Origin of the sequence: Tabrizicola sp., assembly GCF_034366665.1 — a bacterium.
Taxonomy (GTDB): domain Bacteria; phylum Pseudomonadota; class Alphaproteobacteria; order Rhodobacterales; family Rhodobacteraceae; genus Tabrizicola.
In genome coordinates this window covers 1-20,176 of the sequence record NZ_JAXMMF010000047.1, presented here as the reverse complement: position 1 = coordinate 20,176, position 20,176 = coordinate 1, and the positions used below count along the sequence as shown (strand labels likewise).

20 protein-coding genes are annotated in these 20,176 nt (G+C 66.5%); 11 read left to right on the top strand and 9 right to left on the bottom strand.

Annotated elements, in window-relative coordinates:
* Positions 1 to 255 (top strand): transposase (locus tag U1E69_RS06215; protein WP_322243484.1); only part of this gene is annotated, 255 nt, incomplete at its 5' end.
* A gap of 33 nt (positions 256 to 288) precedes the next feature.
* Here the strand turns inward: U1E69_RS06215 and U1E69_RS06210 are convergent.
* From U1E69_RS06210 to U1E69_RS06170, 9 genes are all read right to left on the bottom strand, one after another.
* Positions 289 to 981 carry a ribulose-phosphate 3-epimerase gene (locus tag U1E69_RS06210; RefSeq protein ID WP_322243483.1) on the bottom strand — a complete coding sequence of 231 codons (693 nt, stop codon included), beginning with the start codon at positions 979 to 981 and terminating at the stop codon, positions 289 to 291.
* Position 982: 1 nt separating this feature from the next.
* Positions 983 to 1,783: an alpha/beta hydrolase gene (locus U1E69_RS06205; RefSeq protein ID WP_322243482.1), complete on the bottom strand. Its 801-nt coding sequence runs from the start codon at positions 1,781 to 1,783 to the stop codon at positions 983 to 985.
* Positions 1,780 to 2,595, bottom strand: coding sequence for a sugar phosphate isomerase/epimerase (locus U1E69_RS06200; protein WP_322243481.1), 816 nt, complete (start codon positions 2,593 to 2,595; stop codon positions 1,780 to 1,782). The genes U1E69_RS06205 and U1E69_RS06200 overlap by 4 nt, the downstream gene beginning before the upstream one ends.
* The gene (locus tag U1E69_RS06195; RefSeq protein WP_322243480.1) at positions 2,592 to 3,668 is read right to left on the bottom strand and encodes a Gfo/Idh/MocA family oxidoreductase; all 1,077 of its coding nucleotides are present in this window, start codon (positions 3,666 to 3,668) and stop codon (positions 2,592 to 2,594) included. The genes U1E69_RS06200 and U1E69_RS06195 overlap by 4 nt, the downstream gene beginning before the upstream one ends.
* A gap of 1 nt (position 3,669) precedes the next feature.
* Entirely contained in the window at positions 3,670 to 4,635 is a 966-nt protein-coding gene (locus tag U1E69_RS06190; protein ID WP_322243479.1) for a sugar kinase, read from the bottom strand.
* 3 nt (positions 4,636 to 4,638) lie between these two features.
* Positions 4,639 to 5,385 carry an ATP-binding cassette domain-containing protein gene (locus U1E69_RS06185; protein WP_322243478.1) on the bottom strand — a complete coding sequence of 249 codons (747 nt, stop codon included), beginning with the start codon at positions 5,383 to 5,385 and terminating at the stop codon, positions 4,639 to 4,641.
* 1 nt (position 5,386) lies between these two features.
* Positions 5,387 to 6,430, bottom strand: coding sequence for an ABC transporter permease subunit (locus U1E69_RS06180; RefSeq protein WP_322243477.1), 1,044 nt, complete (start codon positions 6,428 to 6,430; stop codon positions 5,387 to 5,389).
* 127 nt (positions 6,431 to 6,557) lie between these two features.
* Complete coding sequence (locus tag U1E69_RS06175; RefSeq protein WP_322243476.1) at positions 6,558 to 7,505, bottom strand: ABC transporter substrate-binding protein; 948 nt, start codon at positions 7,503 to 7,505, stop codon at positions 6,558 to 6,560.
* 200 nt (positions 7,506 to 7,705) lie between these two features.
* Positions 7,706 to 8,605, bottom strand: a complete 900-nt coding sequence (locus U1E69_RS06170) for a sugar-binding transcriptional regulator (protein WP_322243475.1) — start codon at positions 8,603 to 8,605, stop codon at positions 7,706 to 7,708.
* A gap of 192 nt (positions 8,606 to 8,797) precedes the next feature.
* On the opposite strand from U1E69_RS06170, the gene U1E69_RS06165 reads away from it, so the two are divergent.
* The 10 genes from U1E69_RS06165 (at position 8,798) to nirD (ending at position 20,131) form a co-directional block, all read left to right on the top strand.
* Positions 8,798 to 9,697: a tagatose-bisphosphate aldolase gene (locus tag U1E69_RS06165; protein ID WP_322243474.1), complete on the top strand. Its 900-nt coding sequence runs from the start codon at positions 8,798 to 8,800 to the stop codon at positions 9,695 to 9,697.
* A 2-nt stretch (positions 9,698 to 9,699) separates the two neighbouring features.
* Complete coding sequence (locus U1E69_RS06160) at positions 9,700 to 9,933, top strand: hypothetical protein (RefSeq protein WP_322243473.1); 234 nt, start codon at positions 9,700 to 9,702, stop codon at positions 9,931 to 9,933.
* Positions 9,934 to 11,097, top strand: coding sequence for an ROK family protein (locus U1E69_RS06155; protein ID WP_322243472.1), 1,164 nt, complete (start codon positions 9,934 to 9,936; stop codon positions 11,095 to 11,097).
* Between the two features lie 182 nt (positions 11,098 to 11,279).
* Positions 11,280 to 11,864 carry an ANTAR domain-containing response regulator gene (locus U1E69_RS06150; RefSeq protein ID WP_322243471.1) on the top strand — a complete coding sequence of 195 codons (585 nt, stop codon included), beginning with the start codon at positions 11,280 to 11,282 and terminating at the stop codon, positions 11,862 to 11,864.
* Positions 11,861 to 13,021, top strand: coding sequence for an ABC transporter substrate-binding protein (locus U1E69_RS06145; RefSeq protein WP_322243470.1), 1,161 nt, complete (start codon positions 11,861 to 11,863; stop codon positions 13,019 to 13,021). The genes U1E69_RS06150 and U1E69_RS06145 overlap by 4 nt, the downstream gene beginning before the upstream one ends.
* A 253-nt stretch (positions 13,022 to 13,274) precedes the next feature.
* Positions 13,275 to 14,630, top strand: coding sequence for a CmpA/NrtA family ABC transporter substrate-binding protein (locus U1E69_RS06140; protein WP_322243469.1), 1,356 nt, complete (start codon positions 13,275 to 13,277; stop codon positions 14,628 to 14,630).
* A gap of 11 nt (positions 14,631 to 14,641) precedes the next feature.
* Positions 14,642 to 15,730, top strand: coding sequence for an ABC transporter permease (locus tag U1E69_RS06135; RefSeq protein ID WP_322243468.1), 1,089 nt, complete (start codon positions 14,642 to 14,644; stop codon positions 15,728 to 15,730).
* Positions 15,731 to 15,735: 5 nt separating this feature from the next.
* Positions 15,736 to 17,379 carry a nitrate ABC transporter ATP-binding protein gene (locus U1E69_RS06130; protein ID WP_322243467.1) on the top strand — a complete coding sequence of 548 codons (1,644 nt, stop codon included), beginning with the start codon at positions 15,736 to 15,738 and terminating at the stop codon, positions 17,377 to 17,379.
* The gene (gene nirB / locus U1E69_RS06125) at positions 17,379 to 19,799 is read left to right on the top strand and encodes a nitrite reductase large subunit NirB (protein WP_322243466.1); all 2,421 of its coding nucleotides are present in this window, start codon (positions 17,379 to 17,381) and stop codon (positions 19,797 to 19,799) included. The genes U1E69_RS06130 and nirB overlap by 1 nt, the downstream gene beginning before the upstream one ends.
* A complete protein-coding gene (gene nirD, locus U1E69_RS06120) occupies positions 19,796 to 20,131 on the top strand; it encodes a nitrite reductase small subunit NirD (protein WP_322243465.1) in 336 nt (111 codons plus the stop codon). The genes nirB and nirD overlap by 4 nt, the downstream gene beginning before the upstream one ends.
* Positions 20,132 to 20,176: the final 45 nt, after the last annotated feature.

Genomic DNA, 20,176 nt, shown 5'->3' with positions numbered 1-20,176 from the left:
GCAGACCGGGGATATGATGCTGACTGGTTCAGAGACGCGTTGAAAGACAAGGGGATACGGCCCTGCATCCCGGGCCGGAAGTCGCGCGGCAAGCCTATCAAGCACGACAAGCGCCGCTACAAACGCCGCAACAGGATTGAGATCATGTTCGGACGGCTGAAGGATTGGCGACGCGTCGCAACCCGCTACGACAGGTGCCCGAACGTCTTCCTCTCCGCCGTAGCCCTCGCCGCAACCGTCATATTCTGGCTATGACCGGATAACGAGTCCTGACCCTAGGAAGGGTGGTTACAGGCCATGCAGCCAGGCCATCCGCTTGGCCAGATCTGGGGCCCCGAAGGCCAGCGATCCCATCACGACGGTCTCGGCCCCCGCCGCACGCAGCAGTGGAACCGTGGTGTCGCGAATACCGCCGTCCGCAGCCAGGACGATCCGTCGCCCGGTTGCAGCAATCAGACGCGCCGCCTCTTGCAGGCGGCTTGTGGCGGCGGGATTCAGGCCCTGGCCCTTCACCCCGATCGCCGTGCCAAGAAGGGTCAGCATGTCCAGTCGGTCAAGCCAGGGCGCTGCTTCGGCCACCGGGGTTTCCACCCGCAGGACCATTCCGGCTTTCAGACCATGCTCCGCGATCCGGTCCAGGCCTTGGGCTGCGTTGGCGTTTTCGACATGCAGGCTGATCAGGTCGGCCCCGGCCTCGGCGAACTGGTCGATCTGGGACAGAAGGACTGCATCCGAGACCATGAGATGCACATGGATCGGCAGTGCGGTGATGTCTCGCATCCGGGCGACGAGGTCGGGGAAGAACAGGAAGGCCGGGGCGAAGTAGCCGTCGGCCACGTCGATGTGCAGGATATCGGCATGGGGTGTGATGCGGGTTAGATCGTCGGCAAGGCGGATCAGGTCGGCGGACCACATTGAATATTCCGCCAGCAGCCGGTTGCGCGGCAGGGCGGTCAGCCAGTCGGCGGCGGGGCGGGGCATGTCAGATCTCCTTCAGGAATTGGTGCATGGCCGTGGCAAGGGCTGCGAGGTGCGCGGGCTTGTCGCGGCCCTTGGGCGGCAGGTGGATCAGGCGGGCCTGCGGGATCAGGCGGGCCAGGGCTTCGGCATGGGCGAGGGGGTGGATGGCGTCTTCGGCGGTCGCGCAGATGAGGGTCGGGATTGACAGGGCGTTCAGGTCAGCGGGTGAGATGCCCGGGCCGTCGGCGGAAATGGCGGCCAGAAGGCGCGCGGTCTGGTCTTGCGGCGCGCGGGTGAAAAAGCCTTTCAGCGAGGCAAGGTTGTCCGGGGCCTCCGTCGCGAGGCGCCGGGCTGTGGCACTGTCGGCAAAGACCGCCTGCGCCTTGTCGGTGGGGAGGCGGGCCAGCAGATCGCCGACCTCGGCGTTCGGTGCCATGTTGGGCGGGGCGGCGTCAGTGACCCAGGCGGGGCGCACCAGCACCAGCGCGCGGACAAGGTCGGGGCGCGTGACGGCAAGGCGTGTGGCGATGGCAGCGCCCATCGAGATGCCGCCGAGCACGACGGGACCACCAAGGGTTTCGGCCAGGGCGGCGACGTGACCCGCAAAGCTGGCGATGGAGGGGTTTGGGTCCATCTCCGACGCCCCGTGACCCGGACATTCGACACAAGCCCAGCGTTGCGGGGCCGCGCCCGCCATCGCCTCGGCCACCTGCCGCGCATCGCCGCATAATCCATGCTGGAACACCAGCGCCGGGCCGTCGCTGCCTGCGGCGTGGATGGCAAGGCGGAGGCCTGTGCGTTGAAGCCAGCCGGTCTGCGTCATAGCCGGGCCAGGAAGGCGGCGACGCCGGGGGCTTGCTCGGCGGTAAGGCCGTGGGTGACCAGATCGCCATCGAACCCTGCAGACCGCAGGCGGTTCAGAAAATGCGGGAAGTCGACGACTCCCGTTCCCGCCGCCACAAAGCCCCCCGCCGGGTCGCGGTCCTTGGCATGGGCCATCGTGATACGGTCGGCCAGCAGATCGACCGCGTGCGAGAGGATGTCGCGTTGTTCGGCCAAGGGGGCCACCTCGAACAGGTTCGCGGGGTCCAGCACGATGGCCAGCGCGGGGCTTAGCAGGCTGTCGATCAGGCGGCGGGCCTTTGTCGCGCCGTCGATCACGTTGGCAAGCTCGGGTTCGATCCCCAGCTTGATGCCCTTCGGTTCGGCCAGGGCGCAGGCCTTGCTCATCTCGTCCAAGAGATCGCGCCAGGCCTCGGGCGAGGCGTTGTCGGGATGGTGCTGCCACTGGTCCTGGGCATCGCGGGTGCCGGTGCAAAGGGTGACCATCCCGGTGCCCATAGCGGCGGCGTGGTCGATCAGCACCCCCAGCCGCCGCAACCCGGTGGAGCGGACGGCGGGGTCGGGATGGATCATGTTGTAGGTGCCGGAGACGGCGGCAATCGCCAGGCCCGAGGTCGCGCTGGCCTGCGCCACTGCGGCGGCCTGGTCCTGGGTCAGCGCATCGGGCATCGCGGGCAGGCCGGAGCAGGCCATGTTGTATTGCACGGTCCTATAACCCGCCGCGCGTGCGGCCTGCAGCACCGTCAGCGGGTCGGTCCCGGCAAAGGTCTTGGCGAAGATCCCCAGTCTCATAGCGCGCCCGACACGTCGGCAAGCTTGACCGGTTTCCCGCTGCGGGCCGACTGCGCAATCGCCACCATCGCACGGACCGAGGCGATGCCGTCCTCCAGATCAGCACCATACTGCGGCGCGCCGGTCAGGACGGTGTCGGCAAAGCCCTCCAGCTGGCGGCGGTAGAAATGCCCGTCGGCCCCGAGGACGCGGTGGGTGGAGCCGTCGGCTTCGTGGAAGATGTCGACTTCGGATGACTTGTAATACCAGGGGTTGTAGGTCTTGCCCAGGATCGAGCCCTGCTCGCCATAGATCTGGAAGCCCTCGTGCCAGTCCATCCGCACGGCGACGGTCAGGTCCAGATGGCCAAGCGTGCCCCCGGCAAACTCGACATCAACGAACCAGCAGCGGATGCCTGCGCGGTTCAGGAGGCGGGCGTCGACGGCGGTGATCTCCCCCGCAAAGAAGCGTGCGGTGTCGACGAGGTGGCTGCCATGCGCCAGCATGTAGTAACGGTCAAGGTCGGCCTTGGGGTTTTCGGACGGCTTCCGGGCGTTCTTTGACGTCACGATCAGGGGCTGCACCGCGTCGGTCATGGCGTAGCGGTGGGTGTTGTCGCAGTACCAGGTCTTGAGCGCCACCATCTGGCCCATCGGCCCGTCGATGAAGCTCTTTGCGGCCTGCAGCCCCGCGTCGAACCGTTTCATATGGCCGACCTGCAGGACCTTGCCGCTGGCCTTCACCGCCGCGCGCAGCGACTCGGCCTCTTCGATCCCGGTGGCCAAAGGCTTTTCGCAAAGGACATGCTTGCCCGCCTGCAACGCCCGCAAGGCGGCGGGAACGTGGAACGGGTCGGAGGTAGCGATGACCACGGCCTCAAGGTCTGGGTCCGCCAGCATCGCGTCATAGTCGGCGTAGGTGCGGGTGGGCGCATGCGTGGCGGCCATCCGGTCGCGCAGGTCATCGGCGACATCGCAGATCGCGTAAAGCTCGGCGTTCCGGGCCTTGGTGCAGGATTCGAAATGCGCGGCCTGGGCGATGGGGCCGCAGCCAAGGACACCCACACGCAGAAGTCTTTGGTCTTTGGTGGGCATCTCAGGCTCCTTCAGGGTTCAGAACGGCGGCAATCTCGGCCAAGGTGGAGTTTCCTTCCATCGGCCCAAGCCTGCCCACGGCCAGCGCCCCGGCCGCATTGGCCTGGGCCAGCGCCTGGGCCAAGGGCTGACCAGCGGCCAGAAGGGTGACGAAGGTCGCGCAGAAGCAGTCGCCCGCGCCGGTTGGGTCGACCACGGTGACGGGATGGGCGGGCAGGGCCAAGGTTCCGCTGGCATCGCGCCCGATACAGCCCTGATCGCCGCGTTTCAAGACAACGGCCCGCGCGCCTTGGGCCAGAAGCCGGGCGGACCAGTTGTCGAACGTCTGACCCGGAAACAGAAGGTCGGCATCGGCGTCCGAGGGCAGGACATAGGCCGCCATCGCCATGATCCGGGTCACCGCGTCCAGATAGCCCCGGTCGGTCATCAGCTCGGTCCGGATGTTCGGGTCGATGGAAATCGCGACGCCCCGCGCATGCAGGCGTTCGCAGGCGTCAACCGCCGCTGCGCGCATCGCCGCCCCGCCCAGCATGGACCCGGAGATGTGCAGAACCGTGATCCCCGCCGCCAGAAAGCCCGCCTCGATCGCGTCGCCCGAGGGCAGATGCGCCGCCGCGGAGTGCTCCATGTTGAAGACGAAGTCCCGGCTGCTGTCGCTGTTGTAGCTGACATGCGCGGTTCCGGTCGGCACGCCGGGGATGACCCGGATCAACCCGGTATCCACCCCGTCAGCCTTGAGTCGCTGCAAAAGGACCGTGCCGAAGGCATCGTCCCCCACCGCCCCGGCAAAGACCGCCCGCCCGCCAAGACCGCCAGCAATCCTCGCCGCCTGGTCTATGAAAATCCCGGGCGCGCCGCTGGGGAACGGGCCGACATAAGGGGCCGCGCGCAGGTGGCGGTGGTCCTTTTCGGTGCAGACAAACTCGACCAGCAGCTCACCGACACTGCCGATGCAGACGCCGGACATGGCTTAGCCGCCAACCATCAGCTTGACGACCTCGTCATGCGTGGTGTCCGCGATCCGCCGCTCGCCCGCCTGCACACCGCGCCGCAGGACGACGATCCGGTCGGCGACGGCAAAGATGTCCTGCAGGTTGTGGCTGATGAAGATCACCCCGCGCCCCTGCGCCTTCAGCTGGTGGATCAGCTGGATGACCTTGCGCTGTTCGGGCACGCCAAGCGCCGCCGTGGGTTCGTCCATGATCAGGATCTGCGCGTTCCAGTAGACCGCCCGCCCGATCGCCACTGCCTGCCGCTGCCCGCCCGAGAAGTTGGACACGGGCGCATCAAGGCGGGACACATGAAAATCCAAAAGCGCCATCGTGGACTTCGCCGCCTCGGCCATCTTCGCCCGATCCAGCACCGGCAGGAAGCCGAAAGCCCTCCGCATCGGCTCACGCCCAAGGAAGATGTTGGCCCCGATGGTCAGGTTGTCGGCGAGTGCCAGGTCCTGGTAGATCGTCTCGATCCCCTGATCCCGCGCCTCTTGCGGCGAGGCAAAGCTGACCGGCTTGCCCTTCAGGAAAATCTCCCCGCCCGAGGGCGCATAGACCCCCGAGATCGCCTTGATCAGCGTGGTCTTGCCCGCGCCGTTGTCGCCCGCAAGCGCCACGACTTCGCCCGCGTGAACCTTCATCGACAGATCGCTCAGGGCCTGGACCGGGCCGAAGTTCTTCGACAGGTGGCGAACCTCAAGGAGCGTTTCAGCCGGGCTCATGTCATTCACTCTGCCGCCCTCCGCTGAACCGTCGTTGCGCCTGGTCGATCAGGACCGAGATGATGATGACCACGCCCACGCTGATGAACTGCCAGAACGGGGCCACGTTGATGAAGACCAGGCCATACTGGATGACCGCAATCACAAGTGCGCCCGCGACGGTGCCCAGAATGGTCCCCGATCCGCCAAAGAGGCTGGCCCCGCCGATGACCACGGCGGCGACCGAGTCGAGGAGGAGCGGCTCGCCCGCCTGCGCCGCTCCGGCGGTGAAGCGGGCGGCGTAAAGGACGCCAGCAAGTCCCGCGCACATGCCCGACAGGATGTAAAGCCGCAGCAGGTGCCACTTGATGTTGATGCCCGCCCGCCGCGCGGCCTGGGCGTTGGCACCGATGGCATAGTTGTGCTGGCCGAATTTCGTATGGCTGAGAATGTAGTGCATGATCAGCACAAAGATCGCCGTCACGATGACGATATAGGGCACACCGTGGAACCGGCCGTTGCCAAGGGCGGCGAAGACCTCGTTCTTCACCGGAACCGTGGTCCCGCCCGCCAGAAGGAACGCGACCCCGCGGGCGACGCCGAACATGCCCAGCGTGCCGATGAAGGGGGGGACCTTCAGGAAGGCCACCAGCGCCCCGTTGACCAGCCCGGGTATCGCCGCGACCAGCACGGCCACCAGTGTGCCGAACAGGACCGCCATCCCCAGCCCCGTGGTGGGTGAAGCCCAGTTGATCACATGCGCCGCGACCACCGCCGCCAGCCCCATGATGAAGCCCATCGACAGGTCGATCCCGCCCGAGATGATGACGAAGGTCTGCCCCGTAGCAAGCAGCAGGGGGGCCACCGCGAAGATGGCGATGGACTGGATGTTGAACGGGTTGAACAGGAACGTCCCCCCGAACGAGACGCGCGACCACACCTCGAAGCCAAGGATCAGGAAGGCCAGGAACAGCCAGGCCCGCAGATCGGCAACCCGTTGCAGAAAGGTGCGCGCCTTGTCGGCGTGGTCGGCCTGCGGTGCGACGTGGAGGGGAGATGAGGTCATCAGGTCTATTGTCCTGTCCTGAAGCGTCTTGCGGAGCCGCAGCTTCCGCGCAGGAACCGACGGCCCCCCGTGGGGGAGCCGCCAGTCATTGCAAGCAGCCGGTCAGACGGGCTGCGTCAAACCCCGATCACTCGGAATAGATGTACTTGGCAACTTCGGGGTCGTCGATGTTCGAGGCGTCCATGATCGTGAAGCCGGTCCCGATGCTGACCGGGATCGAGTTGCCGGTCAGATGGGCAAAGGCGGACACGAGGCCGAAATAGCCGATCTCGGCGGGGTGCTGCGCGATGGCCACGTCGACAAGGCCGGTCTTGATGTTGTCCACGATCGAGCCGGGCGCGTCGAAGGCCACGACCTTGATGTTGCCGGTCTGCCCGGCCTGCTGCACGCCGTTGCCCGCGCCCAGGGCCGAGAAGAGGTTTGCGCCGAACACGCCCTTCAGATCAGCCTCGCGGGCAAAGACGCCCTGAAGCTGCGATGCGGCCTTGTTGGCGTCGTTGTCGTTGAACTGGGTTTCCAGCACGACAACGTTCGGGAACTCCTCGGCCATCGCGGTCTTGAAGCCTGCCTCGCGCTGGTCGGTAGTGGAAATGCCCGGCTTGACGTTCGAGACATAGACCTTGCCTGCGCCGCCGATGGCTGCCGCAAGGGCGCGCGCCGCCATCTTGCCGCCCAGGATGTTGTCCGAGGCGATGTAGGCCAGCGGGAAATCGGCATCGCCCGCGCCGGTCTGGTACATGCCGGTGCCGATGAACGTGTCGACGGTGATCACCGGGATTCCGGCATCATGCGCCTTGCGCAGCGGCTCGATCAGCTGGGTGGTGTCGGTCGGAGCGATCAGGATCGCGCTTGGCGCACGGGCGATGACGGCGTCCAGCACCGGCACCTGGGTGACCGGGTTGAAGTCCGGTGCGCCCTGGAACACCAGCTCGACGCCCAGAGCGTCGGCTGCGGCCTGCGCGCCCTTGTTCATGGTAATGTAGAACGCGTCCGTGGTCAGACCCGGGATAAGCGCGATGGTGAATTTCTTGTCCTGCGCCTTGGCCACTGAGGCTGCGGCGACGGTCAGTGGCAATGCAGAAGCAGCGCCCAAAAACTTACGACGGTCCATTTTCATTCCTCCCTGAATGCCCGGAGGACAGACCCATCAAGGGGCGCCCCGGATCGCTGGCTCGCCCCTCGCGGGCGCTTTCAGCCATACCGATAACACGCCGCGTCTGCCGCTGCGTCAAGAGCAATTTTTTGCTGCAACTATTTTCTTGGGCCTTTTGGCGGTCAGGCGCCGTGGACCAGGGACTCGAGCAACGCCTCTGCCGTGCGCGTGTCGGTGATCAGTGCGGTGATCAGCCGCGACCGGGCCGCGCCCAGGATCGAGGTGAGCTTGGCCTCTCCCACCGCAAGGCCGATCACCAGCGGCGTCGCCCGCAACTGCTGCGCTGAAACCGCGATCATCTGGCCTTCGCCGCGCCAGTCCAGCACCTGCCCGTCACGGGTGAAATAGTGCCGGACCACGTCCCCTGCGGCGTTGGCCAGGGCTGGTTCGACCGGGGCCGCCCCGCCGCTGACGGCCCGCTCCAACCCGTAGGGCTGGCCGATGCCCACGACGGCGGCGTCGATCCTGTCCCACAGCCCGACTGAGTCTTGAACCGAGGAATCGGCAAGGAAGAAGGCCAGCGCTTCGGGGTCCGGCAGATAGGGGGCGTGGATGAAATGCGGCACCCCGCCCGTCACTTCCGCGGCGCGGCGCGCGAACTCGTTGCTTTGGAAATGCTGGGCATGCTGCTGCATCCCGCCGGTCGAGGGCACCACCAGCACCCCCGGCATCGGCGGCAGGCCCGCCTCGATCACCGCCGAGACGGTCCGCCCCCAGCCGATCATCAACACCTCCCCGGCCCGCAGGTCCGCCGCCGTCAGCATCCGCGACAGAGGCACCGCCAGCGCCCCGCTGACCGGCGCATCCACCACCTCGACCTGGGCCAGCCCCAGCTTGCGCGCCAGTTCCAGCCCCAGCTCGTCGGGCGCATAGATATCGCGCACCTCGATCCGCACGATGCCCTCGGCCCGCGCCCGCTGCAAAAGCCGCGAGATCGTGGCCGTCGACAGCCCAAGCTGCTTGGCGATCTGCACCTGGCTCATCTCGCCAAGGTAATGCATCTTTGCGACGGTATGCAGCATCACCCGGCTTTCGCCGATGACCGTTCCTCCGCCCGGGTTGACCGGAGTTGTGGTGGAAACTGACAGGTTGCAATTCCTTTCTGCAAGGTGTTACACACACCCCACATCGCTTATCCCGCAATACGTCACGTCAGGCAACTGGCAAGAGGGCCTGGCGACCGACGTGTCCGAAAAATCTCTGGAGAGACCACAATGCCCGCCATGACCACCGCCGAACGCCGCGGGTATCAGCAGATCTGCGGGGATGACGGGGCGATGATGGTGATCGCCTGCGATCAGCGCGGGGGGATGCGGACCCTGCTGGCCAAGACACCCGAGGATCAGGCGAAGATCGGCAACGACGTGCTTGGCCTGACCAAGATGGACATCACCGCCCACCTGGCGCGTCATGCAGGGTGTGTGCTGGTCGATCCCCTTTGCGCCGTGCCGGGATTGGTGGATCAGGGCGTCTTGCACCGGTCCACCGGGCTTCTGATCGGGCTTGATGCGTCCGGGTTCGACTTGACGCCGGAAGGCTACCGGATTTCCAACATGGTGCCCGGCATCACCGCCCGCCGCGTGCGCGAGCTGGGCGGGACGGGTGCCAAGATCATGATCTATCTGCGCTCGGACACCCCTGCCGCCAATACCGCCAACATGGCCACCCTGCGCGACGTGATCGCCGATTTCGCTGCCGAGGACCTGCTCTTGGTCGTCGAATTCCTGACCTATGCGCTGCCTGGCGAAGCGCCGGAAGCCTACGCCGCCAAGATCCCGTCACTGATCGAGGGCGGGTCGAAGCTGTGCCTTGATGCGGGGTCCAAGGTGCTGAAGATCCCTTACCCGGGAACGCCGCAGGCCTGCGCCAACATCACCGCCATGTGTGGCGACGTGCCTTGGGCGGTGCTGTCCGCCGGGGTGGACCACGCGACGTTCCTGGGGCAGGTTGAAACCTCGATGGCCAATGGCGCGTCGGGGGTGATTGCCGGGCGGTCCTTGTGGAAGGACTGCATCAGCCTGGACCGCGCGGTGACGAAAGAGCGGCTGGAGACGATCGCCGTTCCCCGCCTGCGCGAGATCCAGGCGGTGATCGCGCGGCACTTCAGGGTATAGACATGGCATCGGCCATCGGGATCGACATCGGCGGAACCCGTCTGCGTGCTGCCCGGATCAGGGACGGTGTGATCGAAGCCCGCGCCACTGCGCCAAGCTCGCCCGACCCGCACGTGGTCCTGGGCCGTGTTCTGGATCTGGTGGCCCAAGTCCGGACCGACGACGTCACGGCCCTTGGCATCGGCGTACCGGGTCAAGTCCACGCCCATACCCGTCGCGTGCTGTCGGGCGGATAAGTGAACCTCTCCGCCTTCGACTTCGCGGTCGAGGTCGAAGCCGCGACCGGCCTGCCGGTGACAATCGAGAACGATGCGACAATGGCTCTTCTGGGCGAGGCCGCGCATGGCGCCGCGAAAGGCCTGCAGAATGTGGTGATGCTGACCATTGGCACCGGGATCGGCGGCGCCATTCTGGACGGTGGCCGGGTGCTGCGCGGCAGTGGGTCGGCCGGACAACTGGGCCATATCTGCGTCGATCCGGCCGGGCGTCCTTGTGTCTGTGGCCGCATCGGCTGCGTCGAGACGGTCAGCTCTGGCACCGCTTTTGCCACCCACCTGGCCGAAGCGGGCCTGCCCGCAGGCACGCGGGCCGAGGATCTGCTGGCGCGCAGCGACGCCCCCGCCCGCGCCGTGATCGCCGCATGGGCCACGCCCCTTCGCGCGGCCATCGACAGCCTGATCGCCACCTGCAACCCCGATTGCGTGGTCATCGGGGGTGGAGCCGGGGCAGGGGCCTTCGCCGCGCTGGACACCGTGCCTGCGCGCGGCGTCTGGTACAGCGCCCCGGTCGTCGCCGCGACGCTGGGTGACGACGCTGGAGTGATCGGGGCCGCCTGCGCCGCCATCGCCGCCCGGCCCGCCAAGCGCGTGGTCCTGATCAACGGCGTGCCCGCCTCGGGCAAATCCTCGGTCGCGCGCGGCCTGTCGGATGCGACGGGCTGGCCGATCCTGACGCTGGACACGATCAAGAACCCGTTCCTCGTCACGCTTCCGCCGGGAGACCGGCTTTTCAACCGCACGCTGGGTCGCGCCAGTTATGCCGCGATCTTCGATCTGGTCGCCGATGCGCCTGCCGGTAGCGCGTTCATCCTGGATGCGTGGTTCGGGTTTCAGCCCCTCGATGTGCTGCAGGCTGGCCTTGCCCGGGCCGGGGTCACCGATCTGGCCGAGGTCTGGTGCCAAGCGCCGCCGCAGACCGTGGGCGACCGGTACACCGCCCGTCTGGCATCGCGCCCCGCGGGCCACCCCGGCGCGGACTATGTGCCCGAACTGATCGCCCTTGCCGCACGCGCGATACCGACCGGCCTTGCCCCTTGCCACACCGTCGACACCACACAAGCGGTCGACATTCCCGTCCTGACCGACTGGCTGAAGGATCTCTGGGGCAACCGGACCCTTTGACCCGGCGAGATGGCAGTCGCCGCCGTCGCACTGACGCTATGGCCCCGAAAACGCTTGATGTTCTGAACAGGAAATAAGCAGACTTTGCAGGACTGCTGAAACAACGCGCAGACGCGCCTTATTCCTGGTCAATCCGCCACCCGACCGTTGCACCGCCACGACGCGGATGATCTTCGACGCCAATGACCCGGCGACTGTCCATCATCGTCGTTGAAAAGGACCGTGACCGGGCCGTCATGATCGTTGATGGCCTCCGCGAGGCTGGCGACCACGACGTCCTGGTCATCGCCGACGAGCTTGGCCTGGCCCGCCGGATTTCCGAGCGCAATCCCGACCTGGTCCTGATCGACGCCGGCAACCCGTCACGCGATGCGATCGAGGAACTCACGCTGGCAAGCGCCCCCTTGCAGCGCCCCGTGGCGATGTTCGTCGATGAAAGTGATGGCGCGCTGACCCAGGCGGCGATCGAGGCGGGCGTCTCGGCCTATGTCGTCGCCGGCTTGTCTGCCAACCGCATCAAGCCGGTCCTCGACGCCGCCATCGCGCGCTTTCATCTGATGCAGAAGATGCGGGTGGAACTGGCCGAAACCCGGCGCGCGCTGGAAGAGCGCAAGGTGATAGACCGGGCCAAGGGCATCGTGATGCGGGCCAAGGGGATCGGCGAGGACGAGGCCTATGCGCTGATGCGCAAGGCCGCGATGGATCAGGGCCGGAAGCTGGCCGAGGTTGCTCAGGCCTTGGTTACCGCGGCGGAGCTGTTGAAATGACGGTGACGCTGCGTCTGGGCTTCCTGCCGCTGGTCGATGCGGCGCCGCTGATCATCGCCGAGGCGCTGGGCTTTGCCGAGGAAGAGGGGCTGGCCCTGGACCTTGTGGCCGCGCCAAGCTGGTCGGCCTTGCGGGACCTGCTGGCGTTTGGCGAGGTCACGGCGGCGCAGATGCTGGCGCCGGTGCCCGTGGCCCTTGCCTTGGGTCTGGGCAGCCCCGCGCGGTTCGATGTGCTGTCGGTCCTGAACCTGAACGGCAATGCGATTGGGGTCTCCACGGGCCTGGCGGCACGGATGCGCGACCATGATTTCGCGCTTTGCAATGCGCGCGACGCGGGGGTGGCGCTGCTGGCGGCAGCCGGGCAGAGGCTGCGGATCGGGGTGCCTTTCGCCTTTTCGATGCACACCGAACTGGTGCGGTACTGGCTGGAAGGGCTTGGGCCGACGCTGCCCGCAAGCCTGCAGATCGTGACCGTGCCGCCGCCGCTGATGCCGGACGCGCTTGCGGCCGGGGAAGTCGACGCCTTCTGTGTGGGCGAGCCGCGGGGCTCGGTCGCCGTGGACCGTGGGGCAGGGGTCCTCTTGCTGCCGACCAGCGCGATCTGGGCGGCGGCTCCGGAAAAGGTGCTGGCGGCGCGGGCAGGCTGGGCCGAGGCCGAACCCGACCTTGCCGGGCGCCTGATCCGGGCGCTTTGGCGGGCCGGGCGCTGGCTTGGAAATCCCGCGAACCTGACCGTCGCGGGCGAGGTTCTGGCCACCCGGCTTGGCGTCCCGGCCGACCTGATCGAGCGCAGCCTGACCGGGCGTCTGGTCATCAACTTGGACGGGGCCGAACGTGTCGTGCCGGGGTTCCTGCGGTTCGATGGCGCGGCGACGGGCTTTCCCTGGCGCAGTCAGGCGGCCTGGATCGGTGCGCGGCTGGCACGGCGGCATGGGTTGAACCCGATGCAGGCGCAGATCCTTGCGGCAGGGGTCTTCCGCAGCGACCTCTACCGGCTGCACCTTGGCCCGGCGGGGGCCGACCTGCCGGCCGCAAGCGCCAAGGTCGAAGGATCGCTGGCGCAGCCAACCCCGGTCGCATCCTCGCGCGGCAAGCTGATTCTGCCGCCCGACCAGTTTTATGATGCCCAAGTCTTCGACCCGGGCCTGGTGGGATGATCAATTCTTAGGCGCTGCGCTGCGGCATTGCCAAGTTCTTCCTGTCTTGGGGCTTGCCGCGCACCTTGCCGATTGACGCCGCGTTGCAGCGTGGCATCCTGAACCCAAGCGCCGAGGCAACGACGTCTCAACCGCGCCATCCCAGACATCGGGAAAGCCGAGCAATGCCGCTTGGGTCCATCGTCTTCATGACGAAGGGTCCGGCGGCTTTTTCCATTTCAACGCCCCGTCCCGGGCCAGAAGGAACCACGCCATGACACGTCTTTCCGCGCTTCTGTTGTCGACCGCCCTCTGCCTGCCCGCCCATGCCCAGACCCCGGGCATCGAGAAGGAAGAGCTGACGCTTGGCTTTATCAAGCTGACCGACATGGCCCCGCTGGCGATTGCCAAGGAGAAGGGCTTTTTCGAGGACGAGGGCCTGTCGGTGACGCTGGTGGCGCAGTCGAACTGGAAGGTGCTCTTGGATGGCGTCGTCTCGGGCGAACTTGACGGCGCGCATATGCTGGCCGGGCAGCCGATCGCGGCTTCGATCGGCTACGGGACCAAGGCCGCGCTGGTCACCCCGTTCTCGATGGACCTGAACGGCAATGCGATCACCGTGTCGAACGCGGTGTGGGAGGAGATGAAGCCCAACGTCCCAATGGCGGACGGCAAGCCCGTGCATCCGATCAAGGCCGATGCCTTGAAGCCGGTGATCGAAGCCTATGCCGATGCGGGTACTCCGTTCAATCTGGGCATGGTGTTCCCGGTGTCGACCCACAATTACGAACTGCGCTACTGGCTGGCAGCAGGCGGAATCAACCCGGGGCTTTATTCGCCCGATGACGTATCGGGCCAGATCGGCGGCGATGTGCTCATCAGCGTGACGCCGCCGCCGCAGATGCCGGCAACGCTGGAGGCGGGCACGATCCTTGGCTACGCGGTGGGTGAGCCGTGGAACCAGGCGGCGGTGGCGAAGGGGATCGGTGTGCCGGTGATCACCGACGCCGACATCTGGAAGAACAACCCGGAGAAGGTGTTCGGCCTGACGGCTGAGTTTGTCGAACAAAACCCGCAGACCACGCTTGCCCTGACCAAGGCCTTGATCCGCGCGGCGATGTGGCTTGACGAAGGCGACAACGTCAACCGCGCCGAAGCGGTCGAGATATTGGCGCGGTCCGAATACGTCGGTGCCGATGCGGCGGTCATCGCCAACAGCATGACTGGCACTTTCGAGTTCGAGCCCGGCGACAAGCGGCCCGCGCCCGACTTCAACGTCTTCTTCCGCTACAACGCGACTTTCCCCTATTACTCGGACGCGGTCTGGACCCTGACCCAGATGCGCCGCTGGGGGCAGATCGCGGAACCCCAGACCGACGCCTGGTATGACGAAACGGCAAAGTCGGTCTACAAGCCCGACATCTACAAGCTGGCCGCCGAGGCGCTGATCGCCGAGGGCAAGGCCACGGCGGAGATGTTCGACTTCGACGCCGATGGCTACCGTGAGCCGACCTCGGATTTCATCGACGGGGTGACCTACGAAGGCAAGGCTCCGAACGCCTATATCGACAGCCTGGTGATCGGGCTGAAGGGCGACCAGACGGTCGTCGGCGGCGAAGTGACGAACTGAGGGCCGCGCGGATGACCATGCTTGACCCCGCCGCCTTGCCGGAAGAGCCCGCACCGCTGCGCGCCGAACGGAGCGCCCGGCTTTCGACGCTGATCTCCCGCTGCGACCCGTGGTTCAGGGTGCTTGGGCTGGCCTGGCTGACGCCCCTGTGGCGGATGCTGGCGGGCGAGAACCCGAAGGGCCAGCTCAAGGACCTTTGGCGGCTGGCAATTGTGCCGCTGCTGGCGATCCTTGCGTTCCTGGCGCTGTGGGCCTGGGCCGCGCCAAAGGTCCAGACCTCGCTGGGGGCAATCCCCGGCCCGGTGCAGGTCTGGGAACAGGCGGGTGTCCTGCACGCCGATGCTCTGGCCGAACGGCAGAAGGAGGTCGCCTTCTACGCCGCGCAGGCCGAAAAGAACGCAGCCCTGGTGGCCGAGGGCAAGGCGGACGAGGTGAAGGACCGGACCTACACCGGCAAGCCGACCTATTACGACCAGATCTTCACATCGATTCAGACCGTGTTCTTCGGCTTCCTGCTGGCGACGCTGGTGGCGGTGCCCTTGGGGATCGTCTCGGGCATGTCGGCGACGGCGAATGCGGCGATCAACCCTCTGGTGCAGATCTTCAAGCCGGTCTCGCCCCTGGCCTGGCTGCCCATTGTCACGATGGTCGTCTCGGCGGTCTATGTCGGGGACGGCGGCATGTCGAAAAGCTTTGTGATCTCGGCGGTGACGGTGACGCTCTGTTCGCTCTGGCCGACGCTGATCAACACGGCGCTGGGGGTGGCGAGCATCGACAAGGACCTGGTGAACGTGGGCCGGGTGCTGAAGCTTTCGACCTGGACCAAGATCACCCGGCTGGTTCTGCCATCGGCGCTGCCGCTGATCTTCACGGGCCTGCGGCTGTCGTTGGGCGTGGGCTGGATGGTTCTGATCGCGGCTGAGATGCTGGCGCAGAACCCTGGCCTCGGCAAGTTCGTCTGGGACGAGTTCCAGAACGGGTCAGAGCAGTCCCTGGCCCGGATCATGGTGGCGGTCCTGACCATCGGGATCATCGGCTTCCTTCTGGACCGGGTGATGTTCGCCCTCCAGCAGGCCTTCACCTTCAGCGGAAAGCGGTGAGCGGGATGGGTATTCTTGAACTGAAGGGCGTCTCGAAGGGCTATGGCAAGACACCGGTCCTGAAGCGGCTGGACCTGTCGGTCAAAGAGGGCGAGTTCCTGGCAGTGTTGGGGTTTTCCGGCACCGGCAAGACCACGCTGATCAACCTTCTCGCCGGGCTGGAACTGCCCGATCAGGGCGAAGTCCTGTTCCGGGGTGCGCCCGTGACCGGGCCGGGTCCAGAGCGGGGGCTGGTGTTCCAGTCCTATGCGCTGATGCCCTGGCTTACGGTGGCGGGCAACATCGCGCTGGCGGTGGATGCGGTGTCGAAGGGGTCGAAATCCGACCGCGCGGCGCTGGTGTCGAAGTATGTCGGAATGGTCGGTCTGGGCCACGCCGCCGACCGGCGTCCGGCCGAACTCTCGGGCGGGATGCGTCAGCGCGTCGCGGTGGCAAGGGCCTTGGCGATGCAGCCGGAGGTGTTGCTGATGGACGAGCCCCTGTCGGCGCTGGATGCGCTGACCCGGGCCAATGTGGCGACCGAGATCGAGGCGATCTGGGCTGCCGAAAAGCGAACGGTCGTTCTGATAACCAACGACGTCGACGAGGCGCTGGTTCTGGCCGACCGCATCCTGTGTCTGAACCCGGACGGAACTTTGGGGGCGGCTTTCCAGGTCGACCTGCCGCGCCCGCGCGACCGGGGCGAGATGAACGATGATCCGGCGTTCAAGACACTGCGGGCCGACGTGACGGCTTACCTCATGGACGTCGGCATCAAGGGCAAGGTCGAGGGGACGCGCCTCTTGCCAGCCGTCACCCCGCGCCACGCCCTGCCGCGCGCTTATGCCGAGGCGGCGAAAAGCTTTACCGACGACCGCTACTTGCAGTTTTCGCAGCTGCACAAGGTCTATGCGACGCCCAAAGGCCCGCTGACCGTGGTCAAGGACTTCAACCTGACGCTCAAGAAGGGCGAGTTCGTGTCGCTGATCGGCCATTCAGGCTGTGGCAAGTCCACCGTTCTGACCATGGCGGCAGGGCTGAACGACATCTCCAAGGGTGCGATCAAGCTGGACGGTGTCCACGTCGAAGGGGCCGACCCGGAACGCGCGGTGGTCTTCCAGTCGCCCAGCCTTTTCCCCTGGCTGACCGCGCGCGAGAACGTGGCGATCGGGGTGGACCGGGTCTACCCCAAGGCCACCCAGGCCGAACGGCAGGATGTGGTGGAATACTACCTGGAGCGGGTGGGTCTGGCCGACGCCATGCACAAGCCCGCCGCCGAGATGTCGAACGGGATGAAGCAACGCGTCGGCATCGCGCGGGCCTTTGCCCTGTCGCCGAAGCTTCTCCTCCTCGATGAACCCTTCGGGATGCTGGACAGCCTGACCCGGTGGGAGCTGCAGGAAGTGCTGATGGAGGTCTGGTCGCGCACCCAAGTCACTGCGATCTGCGTCACGCATGACGTGGACGAGGCGATCCTGCTGGCCGACCGTGTGGTGATGATGACCAATGGACCCGAGGCGACCATCGGCAGGATCACCGAGGTGAAACTCCCCCGCCCCCGCACCCGCCGGGCGCTGCTGGATCACCCCGACTACTGGCAGTACCGCGCCGAGGTTCTGGGCTTTCTGGAGGAATACGAGCACGGCCACAAGAAGAAGGAGGCTGCGTGATGCGGTTGGTCATCATCGGGGCCGGGATGGCCAGTGGGCGGATGCTGGAGCAGCTGTTCGAGGCGGGGTTTCAGGGCAAGGTCACCCTCTTCAACGGCGAGCCGCGGGGGAACTACAACCGGCTGATGCTGTCGCCGGTCCTGTCGGGCGAAAAGACCTATGCTGAGATCGTGACGCATGACGACGCCTGGTATGCGGCGCATGGCGTGGACTGCCGGTTTGGCGAACATGTGACGAAGATCGACCGCGAGCGGAAGGTTGTGGTCTCGAAGGGCGGTGAGACGCCTTACGACGCCCTGGTGATCGCGACCGGGTCGGCCCCGTTCATCATTCCGGTGGTTGGCAAGGAATTGCCGGGGGTCTGCACCTACCGCGATCTGGAAGACACCAACGCGATGATTGCGGTGTCGAAACCCGGTGCGAAGGCGGTGGTTGTCGGTGGTGGCCTCTTGGGTCTGGAAGCGGCGGCTGGCATGGCGGCGCGGGGGGCGGAGGTCACGGTCATCCACCTGATGGGCCACCTGATGGAACGTCAGCTGGATCCGTCAGCCGGGTATCTACTGCAAAAGGACCTGGAGCGGCGGGGCATCCGCATCCATTGCAAGGGCGCGACGAAGGCGATCCTGGGCACGGATCGGGTCGAGGCGGTGCTTTTGGAGGATGGCACGGTCTACGAGGCCGATCTGGTGTGCATGGCCGTGGGCATCCGGCCCGAGGTGCGGGTTGCGACGGACGCGCATCTGGAAATCGGGCGCGGGGTGGTGGTCAACGATCAGATGCAGACCAGCGACCCGGCAATCTATGCGCTGGGGGAGTGTGTCGAGCATGCGGGTCAGCTCTTCGGGCTGGTGGCCCCGCTGTACGATCAGGCCAAGGTGCTGGCGGCGACGCTGATGGGCGTCGAGGCGGCGTTCAAGCCGGTCCAGACGGCGACCAAGCTGAAGGTCACGGGCGTGGACCTGTTCAGCGCGGGCGACTTTGCCGATGCTCCGGGCCGCGAGGACATCGTGTTCCGCGATCCGGGCCGGGGGGTCTACAAGCGGCTGGTGCTGGAGGGCGAACGTCTGATCGGCGCGGTGATGTATGGCGATACTGCCGACGGGGCGTGGTTCTTCGACAAGATCAAGTCGGGCGAGGATGTCAGCGCCCTGCGCGAGACGCTGATCTTTGGCCCGGCGTTCCAGGGGGGGGCCCAGGCGGACCCTCTGGCAGCCGTTGCAGCCTTGCCGCCTGAGGCGGAGATCTGTGGCTGCAACGGCGTCTGCAAATCGAAGATCACGGCGGCAGTGGCCGGGGGCGCGGTGACGCTGGACGCAGTGCGCGTCCTGACCAAGGCGAGTGCGTCCTGTGGCACCTGCACGGGGCTGGTGGAAAAGGTCATGGCGCTGACGCTGGGCGACAGCTTCACCGCCAACGCCAATCCACCGATGTGCAAATGCACCGACCACACGCACGAGGACGTGCGGCGGCTGATCAAGGCGCAGGGTCTGAAGTCCATTCCGGCGGTGATGCAGGAGCTGGGCTGGAAGACGGTGGGGGGCTGCGCAAGCTGCCGTCCGGCACTGAATTACTATCTGATCTCGGACTGGCCGCTGGACTACGTCGATGACCGGCAAAGCCGCTTCGTCAACGAGCGCAACCACGCCAACATCCAGAAGGACGGGACCTATTCCGTCGTGCCGCGGATGTGGGGCGGGGTCACGACCTCGGCCGAGCTGCGGGCGATTGCCGATGCGGCGGATCGGTATGCCGTGCCGATGATCAAGGTCACGGGGGGCCAGCGGATCGACCTTCTGGGGGTGAAGAAGGAAGACCTGCCCGCGATCTGGGCGGATTTCAATCAGGCGGGCATGGTCAGCGGCCATGCCTATGCCAAGGGTCTGCGCACGGTGAAGACCTGTGTCGGGTCCGAGTTCTGCCGCTTTGGCACGCAGGATTCCACAGGTCTGGGGATCAAGCTGGAGAAACTCCTCTGGGGATCATGGACGCCGGCCAAGGTCAAGCTGGGCGTGTCGGGCTGCCCCAGGAACTGCGCCGAGGCGACGTGCAAGGATATTGGCGTCGTCTGTGTCGACTCGGGCTACCAGATCAGCGTGGCCGGGGCGGCGGGGATGGACGTGAAGGAGACCGAGCTTCTGGTCACCGTCCCGACCGAGGAGGAGGCGATGGAGGTCATCGCGGCCTTCGTCCAGCTTTACCGCGAAAACGCGCGCTATCTGCACCGGATCTACAAATGGGTGGCGAAGGTCGGCCTTGACTGGTGCAAGGACCAGATCGCGGACCCTGAGAACCGCCGCGCGCTGCACGACCGCTTCATGCAAAGCCAGTCGGTCTATCAGACCGATCCCTGGGCCGAACTGGCAGAGCGCCCAGCCGATTGGGCCCCCGTTGCCGATCTGACCCTGAGGGCCGCCGAATGACCATGATGATCGACATCGCCGCCCTGGACGACATCCCCCGGCAAGGTGCCCGGGTGGTGAAGACCGACGTCGGATGCGTCGCGGTGTTCCGCACCGCCGACGACCAGGTCTTTGCGATCGAGTACCGCTGCCCGCACAAGGGCGGGCCTTTGTCCGAAGGGATCGTCCACGGCACGCAAGTCACCTGCCCGCTGCATGCCTGGGTCTTCGACCTTGCGACCGGCCAGGCGCAGGGCGCGGACGACGGGCAGGTCCGGACCTATCCGGCGCGCACGGAAGGTGGGCGGGTGTTTCTGGATGCAAGCTTCCTGCAGCGGCGGTCTGCGGCATGACCGGGCCCCACCCCCACCCCCCCCCCCCCCCGGGGGGGGGGGGGG

Excerpts from the sequence above, each read along its gene's own strand:
- U1E69_RS06210 (WP_322243483.1), bottom strand. The coding sequence starts at position 981 with ATGCCCCGCCCCGCCGCCGACTGGCTGACCGCCCTGCCGCGCAACCGG.
- U1E69_RS06205 (WP_322243482.1), bottom strand. The coding sequence starts at position 1,783 with ATGACGCAGACCGGCTGGCTTCAACGCACAGGCCTCCGCCTTGCCATC.
- U1E69_RS06200 (WP_322243481.1), bottom strand. The coding sequence starts at position 2,595 with ATGAGACTGGGGATCTTCGCCAAGACCTTTGCCGGGACCGACCCGCTG.
- U1E69_RS06195 (WP_322243480.1), bottom strand. The coding sequence starts at position 3,668 with ATGCCCACCAAAGACCAAAGACTTCTGCGTGTGGGTGTCCTTGGCTGC.
- U1E69_RS06190 (WP_322243479.1), bottom strand. The coding sequence starts at position 4,635 with ATGTCCGGCGTCTGCATCGGCAGTGTCGGTGAGCTGCTGGTCGAGTTT.
- U1E69_RS06185 (WP_322243478.1), bottom strand. The coding sequence starts at position 5,385 with ATGAGCCCGGCTGAAACGCTCCTTGAGGTTCGCCACCTGTCGAAGAAC.
- U1E69_RS06180 (WP_322243477.1), bottom strand. The coding sequence starts at position 6,430 with ATGACCTCATCTCCCCTCCACGTCGCACCGCAGGCCGACCACGCCGAC.
- U1E69_RS06170 (WP_322243475.1), bottom strand. The coding sequence starts at position 8,605 with ATGCTGCATACCGTCGCAAAGATGCATTACCTTGGCGAGATGAGCCAG.
- U1E69_RS06165 (WP_322243474.1), top strand. The coding sequence starts at position 8,798 with ATGCCCGCCATGACCACCGCCGAACGCCGCGGGTATCAGCAGATCTGC.
- U1E69_RS06160 (WP_322243473.1), top strand. The coding sequence starts at position 9,700 with ATGGCATCGGCCATCGGGATCGACATCGGCGGAACCCGTCTGCGTGCT.
- U1E69_RS06150 (WP_322243471.1), top strand. The coding sequence starts at position 11,280 with ATGACCCGGCGACTGTCCATCATCGTCGTTGAAAAGGACCGTGACCGG.
- U1E69_RS06145 (WP_322243470.1), top strand. The coding sequence starts at position 11,861 with ATGACGGTGACGCTGCGTCTGGGCTTCCTGCCGCTGGTCGATGCGGCG.
- U1E69_RS06140 (WP_322243469.1), top strand. The coding sequence starts at position 13,275 with ATGACACGTCTTTCCGCGCTTCTGTTGTCGACCGCCCTCTGCCTGCCC.
- U1E69_RS06135 (WP_322243468.1), top strand. The coding sequence starts at position 14,642 with ATGACCATGCTTGACCCCGCCGCCTTGCCGGAAGAGCCCGCACCGCTG.
- U1E69_RS06130 (WP_322243467.1), top strand. The coding sequence starts at position 15,736 with ATGGGTATTCTTGAACTGAAGGGCGTCTCGAAGGGCTATGGCAAGACA.
- nirB (WP_322243466.1), top strand. The coding sequence starts at position 17,379 with ATGCGGTTGGTCATCATCGGGGCCGGGATGGCCAGTGGGCGGATGCTG.
- nirD (WP_322243465.1), top strand. The coding sequence starts at position 19,796 with ATGACCATGATGATCGACATCGCCGCCCTGGACGACATCCCCCGGCAA.